This window comes from Haladaptatus sp. AB618 (genome assembly GCF_024136965.1).
In the GTDB taxonomy this organism is placed as follows: domain Archaea; phylum Halobacteriota; class Halobacteria; order Halobacteriales; family Haladaptataceae; genus Haladaptatus.
In genome coordinates this window covers 1-276 of the sequence record NZ_JAMYJX010000038.1, presented here as the reverse complement: position 1 = coordinate 276, position 276 = coordinate 1, and the positions used below count along the sequence as shown (strand labels likewise).

Annotated in this window: 1 protein-coding gene; it reads right to left on the bottom strand. The window is 59.8% G+C overall.

The window, feature by feature from the left end; translation table 11 throughout:
- A partial coding sequence (locus tag NKF26_RS24005) for an ABC transporter permease subunit (RefSeq protein ID WP_253235037.1) occupies positions 1 to 276 on the bottom strand: 276 nt, incomplete at both ends.

The following is a 276-nucleotide window of genomic DNA, read 5'->3' as shown; positions in this document are numbered from 1 at the left end:
TGAGCGACAGGGCGATACCCATGATCATGATCATCGGCACGATAAGCTGATACAGTGCGCTCGTGCCAACCAACGCCCCGGCCTGCTTATAGGCGTTGTTCAAATCGACGCCCCAGTTGGGCACCGACGTGGGGAGGATGCCCAGATAGGCCAGTCCGACAGAGGTGAAGACGACGTAGCGGGCGGCGTTGGCGAAGTTGACCAACACGAACGGCATCAAATTCGGGATGACGTCCTTGAACAGGATGCGCGGCGTGCTCATCCCCATCGTCCGCG